The following is a 9,333-nucleotide window of genomic DNA, read 5'->3' on the forward strand; positions in this document are numbered from 1 at the left end:
AGCAATGGTTAAAGCAACCGGTATTCTGGAGTTTATTTGAGTGTTCATATTTTGAAGATTAAGTAAGTTGGCGGCATAAGTAGGTTGGCGCAATTAAAGTTAACTGGCTAAGGCTGTCATTTGTCATAGGTCTTCGGTTTCAAACTGCCCAGTTCCTACCGACCAACAACCGCTCAATGAATACGAAGAGTTAAAAAGTTCCTGGCTATTTCGTGATAGTACTTTAGATTGGCGCGAGTACATCACGAAAATTGTTTGGATTTGGGGTTTATCTTGGCTGTTAGCAGCACCTGTGGCTGCGGCAAGTTTTCCCCCTCACAAGTATATTGCACATTTTATCCTCTGTGGGGCAGCAGCAGCGAGTGTCGGGGTAGTGCTGGCACTGGTAAGGTTGTACTTGGGGTGGTTCTACGTGTGCGATCGCCTTTGTAGTCCCACAGTATTTTATGAAGAATCCGGCTGGTACGACGGCCAAACTTGGACGAAACCACAGGAAATCCTCAACCGCGATCGCTTAATTGTTGCATACGAAATCAAACCCATTCTGCGGCGGTTACAATTTACCTTCGCTGCCTTGGCGGGAATGTACGTTATTGGTACTATAGTTTGGCATTTGTTTTAAAAAGTTAGGAGTCAGGAGTTAGGAGTGATTAGTTAATAATTCATAACTCTTAACTCCTAACTCCTAACTAAAAAAAGGTGATAAATATAAACCCATGACAATGGGAAAACGAACTCAAGCCACAGCACTGGAAGTCCGGTTGCTGCGGGAAGGTATTATTGAATCCAGGCATATAGTCCAAGCTGTTGTATGCGACGAACGAGGACGGGTTCTAACCGTTGCTGGAAATTCTGAAACTGCTGCATTTATCCGTTCAGCCCTCAAACCGTTTCAGGCACTCGCAGTCACCACCACAGGTACACTGGAACGCTATGACCTCAGCGATCGCGATTTAGCAATTATCACCAGTTCCCATAAAGGAAGAATAGATCAAGTCCGACAGGTATTTAACATCCTTTGGCGGGCTGATTTAGACCCGACTGTACTTCAGTGTCCAATTCCTGAAGATAAGCGAAGTCCTCTGGAATATAATTGCTCTGGGAAACATGCAGGGATGTTAGCTGTTTGTCAGCAACGCCATTGGCCCTTAAATAACTATTTGGAACGCAAGCACCCAATACAGCAGTTGATTTTAGGTAAAGTAGCAGAGTTGCTGCGAATGCCAGCTGAAGAATTTATCAGCGCTCATGATGACTGTGGCGCACCAACTTATCTAATGCAACTCGGTCATATGGCATCTTTGTATGCACTGTTAGCCTCTAGTACCAATTTGGATATGGAGCGCATTGTCCGTGCGATGACTCATCACCCCGCTATGGTCGCAGGAGATGGAGAATTTGATACGGAACTGATGCGCTTAACTCCAGGGGAACTGGTCAGTAAAACTGGTGCCGAAGGAGTGCAGTGCATTGGTAGACTCGGTGAAGGCTTGGGATTGGCAATCAAAGTCATGGATGGGGCAAAACGAGCAAAATATGCCGTTGCGATTCACTTACTCCAGCAAATGGGGTGGATTAGTCCCAGCGCCGCCGAAAGCCTCTCTGAAAAGTTTGTCACTTTAGGGAAATACAAGCGTTTAGAAGTAATTGGAGAATTATCATTTTTATAGTTGCCAAACTCTTGACTATAGGTTATGCTATAAAAGTTAAGAGCGACGCGGGATAGAGCAGCCTGGTAGCTCGTCGGGCTCAACGGGCAAGTTTAACTAGACGCTTATTAGTTAAGTTTGCTATGGGCGGCACATAAAGAAACTTATGTGCGTTTATCTGTCAAACTCGGGGAAGCCAATAGCGCGGTAATCCCGAACCAAGCTCCAGAGATGGAGAAGGTGTAGAGACTGGAAGGCAGACACCCTAACGGTAACAGCGAGGGTGAAGGGACAGTCCAGACCACAAACCAGTAAGTCTGGGCAACGAAAGTTGTAGTTGGTAAGCATAACCCGAAGGTCAGTGGTTCAAATCCACTTCCCGCCACCAAATCAAAGATAAAGCAAAACCCTGTTTTCCTAGAAGATTACAGGGTTTTGTTTTATGCTAATTGTCAGCTACTTAGTCTTACAAATGGACACAAAGCTTAAGGGAGACATAGCAGAGCAAGCTGCTGTTCTTCATGCCTTAAAGCGTGGTTGGGGAGTTTTAAAACCTTTTGGTGATCGGCTACCTTACGATCTAGCATTTGATGTAGAGGGAACTCTAATTAAAATCCAAGTCAAATACGCTTGGTTGGATGAGCCTTCTGGCAATTATGTTGTAGATAATCGCCGCACTAAAACCAATCGGCGGCTGATGCTTCGAGAAGCATATAAGCTATCAGACTTTGATTTTGCCCTAGTATATATAGAAAAACTTGACCTGTTTTATGTCTTTCCTGTAGATGTGTTCATCGATTATGGCAGCGAAGTACACCTTGTTGAAGCTGAAAAACGACAGCGTAAACCTCGTTCTGCACAATACCGTGATGCTTGGGAGTTAATTTTACAAGCATCTGTAGGTAAAGAAAGTTGTGTTCGATCGCCTGTTCAATTCCAAGAAGCAGGTTTTTAATCTATTCTGGAAGAAATAACCATCCAAAAAAGCGCCGATAATCATGGTTGTGAAGTTGCAGCGACCAATTTTAGTGGGAGGATTGGGACTGTCCTTTTCTCTGTGGATGTTACAAAGTTGGCATCATTCAATAATGCAGGTGGGTGAGTTTGGTTTGTTCAGTGCCTTAGCTGTAGGGGGTGGTTTGTGGTTGTTCCAACAAAATCGCCCGAAAGACAGTTTAGAGCAGCTAAATGATATGGTTGTGGATCGGGCGACTGTGGAAAGTGCGATCGCTAAAACTGAAACTGTAATTAACCAACTGGCACAAGAAGCAGAAAACCATCCAGCGTTACAGATACTCAGAGAACAAGTTGCCCAATTGTTGTTGGAATTAGACACACAAGAAATTAAAGTGGCTGTGACTGGCGGGAAATCCGTAGGTAAAAGCACTTTAATTCAAGTGCTAAAGCAAAATTTAGAGACACCAAATTTGGTGTCTTTACAAGAGACAGCACCTTTGTTTCGAGAAGGGAGTGACAATTCAGATGCAGCTATTTTAGCAGAAGTAGCAAAATCTGATTTTGTTCTATTCCTGACAAACGGTGATTTGACAGACTCAGAATTTCAAACCTTACAGCAGCTAAAAGCAGCAAATCATCCGACAATCTTGGTTTTCAACAAACAAGACCAATATTTAACTGATGAAAGCGCCAGCATCTTTAGTCAATTGAAACAGCGAATGCAGGGAAATGTAGTTGCAACTGCGGCCTCTCCCATTCCCCTCAAAGTCCGAAAGCATGAGGCTGATGGTGCTGTGCAAGAGTGGATGGAACAACCAACAGCAGATATTCAGCAGTTAACGCAGCAGTTGGGCGAGATTTTGACACAGCAAGGACAACGGCTAGTTTGGGTAACTACCATGAGGAAAGCCGGTTTGTTGAAAGCTGAGGCGAAAAACTGGTTGAATGGAACTAGACGCGATCGCGCCACCCCAATTATTGAACAATATCAATGGATAGCTGCTGCTGCTGCCTTTGCTAACCCAGTACCAGCCCTTGACATTCTGGCGACTGCGGCAATTAATGCTCAAATGGTAATGGATTTGGGTAATATCTATCAGCAGAAATTTTCCCTAGAACAGGCGCAAACTGTCGCTGGAACAATGGGAAGTTTGATGCTGAAATTGGGTTTAGTTGAACTTTCGACCAAGGCGGTTAGTACTGTTCTCAAAAGTAATGCCGTTACTTTTGTTGCTGGTGGCGTAGTCCAGGGAGTAAGTGCAGCTTATCTGACTAGAGTCGCAGGGTTAAGTTTAGTTGAGTATTTCCAACAGCAGGAAATAGCGATCGATTCTGGGACTGGTTTAAATTTGGAGAATTTGCGGCAAACCTTACAAAAGGTATTTCAGCAAAATCAGCAGATTGGTTTTTTGCAGGGGTTTGTTAAACAAGGTATAAAGCTTTTGTTGCCAGAAGCACAGCAGGTTGGAGTCGTTGGTGTAGGTGAACCTTAAATGCACCCAAGCCTATTTTAGGCTTGGGTGCATTTAAGAATTATCCTGAGAGTTGGGAGAGTTGGGAGTTACCAAAAAATTGTGAATAAAGGTAGTTAGCTAAACAGCACCACTGTTTCTATTAAACAGAACAGCTATAGTTTTGAAAATTAGCTTTAAATCATACACCAAACTCCAATTTTTTTGATATTGCAAATCCAGACGAATTACATCTTCAAAACTACGGACTGTAGAACGTCCATTTACTTGCCATTCGCCAGTCATACCGGGTTTAACATCTAAACGTTGCCACTCCGGTACTTCATAGCGTTCTACTTCATCGGGTGTCGGTGGTCGGGTGCCTACTAAACTCATTTCTCCCTTGAGGACATTCCAAAATTGGGGTAGTTCATCAAGACTAGTTCGCCGTAAAAAGCGCCCTATCTTAGTAATTCTGGGGTCGTTATCATTCTTGAAAAAAGCACCTTGTACTTGGTTTTTAACTTGGGATTTCTTGGCTTCCGCATCCACGCACATGGAGCGGAATTTCCAAATTTCAAAACGCTTCCCCATCCAACCACAACGGGTTTGACTAAACAAAATTGGCCCGGGATCATTAATTTGAATAGCGATCGCAATCGGAATAAACAAAATTCCTGTAATTAATAAACCAATTACTGACCCGATAACGTCTAATAACCGTTTCATCCAAGATGCTACAGAAGGGTGAGTAGCGGGTAACGGCTCTACTTTACGAGAAGTTGTCTTCTGAATATCTACTAAGCTTTCTTGTTCTATTAGCGACTCCTCCTTGACAGACTCTAAGGGAAAAACTTGATCCAATCCGGTAAGTTTTAGGACTGCCATTACCTGAGGTGTTACATTCCGCAGTGTTAATGTAATCCCTTGGGACTGAGCGTATTTAAAATTACTTACCAGGGCACCTAAACCACTACTATCCATAAAAGTAGTTTGGTGAAAGTCAACGATAATTTGCTTGGGATGTGAATTGGGCTGGATTAAGCCTTGGCAGGCTTGCTTAAAGCCTAAAGCCTCCAGCACACTCAAGCGCGTGGGCACCAGCACTATAGCCGTGTCGTTTAGGGAATTAAGTGGAAAATCGACCTTTGTCGGTTGGCTAGTCATGAAGCTCTGCACTTTCGTTGCCATGTATAATGTAATCTGCCAAAGATTATTTTGTCCGATAAAATTACCTAACCTAATATTGCAATCAGTAGCAATAAGGACTAATTGCTATTTACCGGGGCTGAGATTGGAGATCGTCAGCGACGATTCACAATAGAACAAGAAGCCAAAAAACATCCTTGCTGTTGTGCCGACGCAGCGCGATCGCGTTGCTATCACTAAAATGATTGCTAAAACTACAGTTATACCTACTGCACGCCTGATTGAGGTCTTTTCTGCCATTCAAGGGGAAGGACTGAATGTAGGGACACGTCAGATATTTATTCGTTTTGCTTTGTGTGATTTGCGCTGCCACTTTTGTGATAGTGCCCACACTTGGAATGTACCTGCGACTTGTCGAATAGAGCGATCGCCTGGATTGCGCGACTTTGAAATCCACTCTAACCCTGTCCCATTACCCATCTTAATCCAATGGGTGGAACAGCAAAATCTACCTTGTCTACACGATAGCATTAGCTTAACTGGAGGTGAACCACTTCTTCATGCCCCATTTTTAACAGAGTTTCTTCCCCCAGTGCGAGCCATAACTGGTCTACCTGTATACTTAGAAACTGGCGGACATCGCCCAGAACAACTGGCGATGATTCTCCCCTACTTAGACTCTGTAGGCATGGATTTCAAATTGCCCAGTGTTAGCGGCGAAAGTTATTGGCAAGAACATAGTAAATTTCTCCAATTATGTCATGATTCATATTTAAATGTTTTTGTCAAGATAATTGTGTCTCAAAACACAGATCCTGCCGAGTTAAAACGTTCAGCTTTGTTGGTGGCAGAGGTTAGTCCAGATATCTCCGTATTTTTACAACCTGTTACGCCTTTGGCTGTATCTGAACAATTTTCCCCAATACCTGTGCTTGCACCTTCGAGCAATCAAGTTTTGACGTGGCAAGCTTTGATGAAGGGCTTTGTCAAGGACGTGCGTGTGATCCCTCAGACGCATAAAATGCTAAACCAACTGTAAAATTTGAGTTTGATAAAGATGTAGTCAAGAAAAAAGTAAGATTTTGTGAAATGGTAATTTCTGGCGCTAATGTTACGTTGGGTTGAGTAAGGAAGCCCAACGCCAAAAGCCTAGTTGAGGGAGTGGGCAAAGGAAAAACTGCTCTGGCGATCGCAAATGCCATACTCCCAAGAGGCAATACTGCTCGGTTAAGGGAAAATAGGTGGTGGAGTAAAGAATGATTTGTTCGCGTATGATAACTAAATAATAAGGGTTTCAGTCCTGTCATTGGCATACTACAAACATCGGTTTTAGGTAAAATTGTACTACTTTGCCCCTAGTGTCAGCTTCGCTATATCTACGCCTTGTAAGTTGAAGTCGGAAGTTACCGCTTTCGTTTAGTGCTGCACCTTGCCATCAACGATTGGCTTGCAAGGGGGTGTTGACACCAGATCCGAAAATATGTATCTTCAAAGTATATACGTCAGAGGAATTTTTCCAAGTTCTTGTATGTCGAAAATCTCAAGTTCGGGCGTGTAGATGACTAACAAAATATTTGGAGATAGCTATGACGGCAGTTGTTGCTAAATGGGGAAATAGTTTAGCTATTCGGATTCCAAGAGCGGTAGCTGAACAAGCACATATAACTGAAGGGACAGGTATGGATATTACTGTAGAAGGTAACAGTATTATTGTTACACCACGAAAAAGAAAAAAGTATACGCTTGATGAATTGCTTGAAGGTATGACTCCTGAGAAATTTCATCCAGAATTTGAAACTGGAAATGCTTTGGGGAATGAGCATTGGTAGTTAATCAATACTTTCCCAAAAGAGGAGATATTATCAAATTAGAATTTGGATCAAAACAGCAGTTTACGGTTGATTCAATTGAGCGTGCATTTGCTCTTTATGACTCAGGAATGTCATTTGATGACATTGCTAGGACAATGAACAATGAACTACAACAGCAAGGGCGGGAGCAAATGGGCTACCGCCCTGTTCTTGTTATATCTCCAATTCAATACAATCGAATGGCTTCTTTAGTTTTAGCGTGTCCTATAACGAGCAAGGCAAAAGGGCTTAGTTTTGAAGTTCCACTTGTTGAGGGAACGCAAACAAAAGGAGTTGTGTTAGCCGACCAAATTAAAACACTCGATTGTCAAGCTAGAAAGGTAAAATTTGTTGAAAGTGTTTCACGAGATTTAATAGAAGAAGTACAGGCAAAGCTCGAAACATTAATTTTCTAAAACTAATTTTATTTAAATTTAGAAGCTTAGTCCTCATTTGAGGGCTGTTCGCGGAGCGTTCCCGTAGGGTAGCCCTCACTACGAACTCATTTCAACATTTTTTACATTACTTAATGTACTTTGATTTATTCACGTCAACTTACTTATTGGAAGTCCCTGACGTTGGAATACTGCGCAGGTTTTGGCAGAAAAATAAAAAATGTGTAGAACGAAACCCAAGATTTTGCGGGGTTTGTTGGGTAACGCATTGGCTCAACCCAACCTACAAATATTAAAAACCTACGCAGTATTGCCTGACGTTGATTTAGGTATTTTGTGGGATGGGCAATACAAGACCCACTCAACCTAATTTCTGGTTTCTACAGTGCGCCCTCATCTGTAGTTTTCGATTTAGCTTTTGCCTTATTAGCACTGCGCTTGAGGGCAGAGAGTCTTGCTTCGTATTTCGACCGTTGGCGCTTACTAGGAGTATTGTCAATCAGGGTTTTCAAGGCGCTACCAAGACTCTTGTAGGCATTGGGGAGGCTATAACCAAAACGAGTTGCCAAAGCGATCGCTTTCTCATCAGCATTGAGCAATTCTCTTAGTTGCTTTTCCCCATTATTCTTTTGGTACAGTCGCCAGCCTGACACACCACAAAGCGACAAAGCTAAAACCAGCAGCAATCCATCTTGTACCCACAATTCGCCTACAGCACCACCTAAACCAATGGCTAGTGCTGCCATTTCCCAACCATCTTTAGGAATTGTGTCATTTTGAACGCGGGCAACTTCATGCCAGAACAGCAGATTACGCTGATCCATTGCGAGGGCATCCCATTTCACCAAGTCAATTTGAATTTCTACCTGGTCTTTACCAATTTCTTCGCAACGAACCAGGGGTGGATTGACCTCAGTTGTGCCTTCAACCGTGACCCAGCTCTGTAATTCTGGCGGTAGTAAGCCTTTCAACCGCCGGAGTTCACTCATTTCCGCTTTGGCAGAGGAGGTTGCATAGGATGTCATAATATCCAGCCCCAGAAAATTTCAGTATATAGTGAGGGTATCACTTTGGAGTATAGCGATTTAAGTGATGATCCGTCTCACTCACTAGAAAAACTTCCTCGCTTTTTTCGCGCTTCCATAGCTTTTTCTAGTAAATCTAACAATCCTGGGGCTTGTTCTTGGATACTGAGTAATAGTCTTTCCCCAAGTTCTATATTGCCCGGATCATGACCTGTCGCCATCACTTCTTTCAGGCGAGGTATCGCTATGCCATCCACAATCTGAATTAACCCACTTAGGCAACGGTGAAATTGTCTTTCTGTGAGAATCGAGTCTTCTAGAGGAAACTCAATAATGGCACGGATTTCGCCATCGGATGGGTCATACTCCCATTGCAACATTTTGGTTTCCCAGGAAATGGCCAGCATTGTCTGTAGGATAACCCCCTTGTAAGGATGATCTTGAATTCCTGACAGAACTTGAGGGGCAAATACCCGGAAAAATTTTCCCTCTTCATCCAGCTGGACAACTATTAGGAAATCTTCTAGGTTGTCAGCCTCTACACCTGTTATAATTCGGTCTTCTTGATCATCAAAACGGTAGTCCCAACCAAGGTTGTCTAAATAGTCGGCAATCTGTTTGAGGTTAGCTCCCATAAAAGCCTCATAAGGAACGTGGAGCAGGTGTTGTAAATATTTCTTGATTTTATACCCATATATACTCATTAACGGTAATATGGGTACATGAAATTATCAGATTACGCCAAAAAAACAGGGATAAGTTACAAAACAGCGCATCGTTGGTGGAAAGCTGGACAACTAAAAGGTTATCAGATTCCAACGACAGGGACTATTATTATTGAGTCTGGTGATCCAGTA

Annotated in this window: 11 protein-coding genes; 8 read left to right on the plus strand and 3 right to left on the minus strand. The window is 42.9% G+C overall.

What is annotated here, in order from left to right; all coding sequences use genetic code 11:
• The first annotated feature begins 118 nt into the window (after nt 1-118).
• The 4 genes from LC605_RS28695 (at nt 119) to LC605_RS28710 (ending at nt 4,099) form a co-directional block, all read left to right on the plus strand.
• Nucleotides 119-622 carry a CGLD27 family protein gene (locus tag LC605_RS28695; RefSeq protein WP_229550853.1) on the plus strand — a complete coding sequence of 168 codons (504 nt, stop codon included), beginning with the start codon at nt 119-121 and terminating at the stop codon, nt 620-622.
• Nucleotides 623-716: 94 nt separating this feature from the next.
• Nucleotides 717-1,670: an asparaginase gene (locus LC605_RS28700; RefSeq protein ID WP_229550845.1), complete on the plus strand. Its 954-nt coding sequence runs from the start codon at nt 717-719 to the stop codon at nt 1,668-1,670.
• 421 nt (nt 1,671-2,091) lie between these two features.
• Entirely contained in the window at nt 2,092-2,604 is a 513-nt protein-coding gene (locus LC605_RS28705) for a group I intron-associated PD-(D/E)XK endonuclease (RefSeq protein ID WP_229550846.1), read from the plus strand.
• 43 nt (nt 2,605-2,647) lie between these two features.
• A complete protein-coding gene (locus LC605_RS28710; RefSeq protein WP_229550847.1) occupies nt 2,648-4,099 on the plus strand; it encodes a YcjF family protein in 1,452 nt (483 codons plus the stop codon).
• 99 nt (nt 4,100-4,198) lie between these two features.
• On the opposite strand, the gene LC605_RS28715 is transcribed toward LC605_RS28710, so the two are convergent.
• The gene (locus LC605_RS28715; RefSeq protein WP_229550848.1) at nt 4,199-5,248 is read right to left on the minus strand and encodes a sugar transferase; all 1,050 of its coding nucleotides are present in this window, start codon (nt 5,246-5,248) and stop codon (nt 4,199-4,201) included.
• A 199-nt stretch (nt 5,249-5,447) separates the two neighbouring features.
• Here LC605_RS28715 and LC605_RS28720 point away from each other — a divergent pair, with 199 nt between their 5' ends.
• From LC605_RS28720 to LC605_RS28735, 4 genes are all read left to right on the plus strand, one after another.
• Entirely contained in the window at nt 5,448-6,245 is a 798-nt protein-coding gene (locus tag LC605_RS28720) for a 7-carboxy-7-deazaguanine synthase QueE (RefSeq protein ID WP_229550854.1), read from the plus strand.
• 547 nt (nt 6,246-6,792) lie between these two features.
• A complete protein-coding gene (locus LC605_RS28725) occupies nt 6,793-7,035 on the plus strand; it encodes an AbrB/MazE/SpoVT family DNA-binding domain-containing protein (RefSeq protein ID WP_229550849.1) in 243 nt (80 codons plus the stop codon).
• Entirely contained in the window at nt 7,029-7,472 is a 444-nt protein-coding gene (locus LC605_RS28730; RefSeq protein WP_229550850.1) for a type II toxin-antitoxin system PemK/MazF family toxin, read from the plus strand. Before LC605_RS28725 ends, LC605_RS28730 begins: the two co-directional genes overlap by 7 nt.
• 199 nt (nt 7,473-7,671) lie before the next feature.
• Complete coding sequence (locus LC605_RS28735; protein WP_229550851.1) at nt 7,672-7,821, plus strand: hypothetical protein; 150 nt, start codon at nt 7,672-7,674, stop codon at nt 7,819-7,821.
• 10 nt (nt 7,822-7,831) lie between these two features.
• On the opposite strand, the gene LC605_RS28740 is transcribed toward LC605_RS28735, so the two are convergent.
• Both LC605_RS28740 and LC605_RS28745 read right to left on the minus strand, forming a co-directional pair.
• Entirely contained in the window at nt 7,832-8,476 is a 645-nt protein-coding gene (locus LC605_RS28740) for a DUF3318 domain-containing protein (protein ID WP_229550852.1), read from the minus strand.
• A gap of 77 nt (nt 8,477-8,553) precedes the next feature.
• Nucleotides 8,554-9,111 (minus strand): hypothetical protein, encoded by a 558-nt coding sequence (locus LC605_RS28745; RefSeq protein WP_229550855.1) that lies wholly within the window; start codon nt 9,109-9,111, stop codon nt 8,554-8,556.
• Between the last annotated feature and the right edge of the window lie 222 nt (nt 9,112-9,333).

Origin of the sequence: Nostoc sp. CHAB 5836 (genome assembly GCF_020829445.1) — a bacterium.
In the GTDB taxonomy this organism is placed as follows: Bacteria; Cyanobacteriota; Cyanobacteriia; order Cyanobacteriales; family Nostocaceae; genus Nostoc.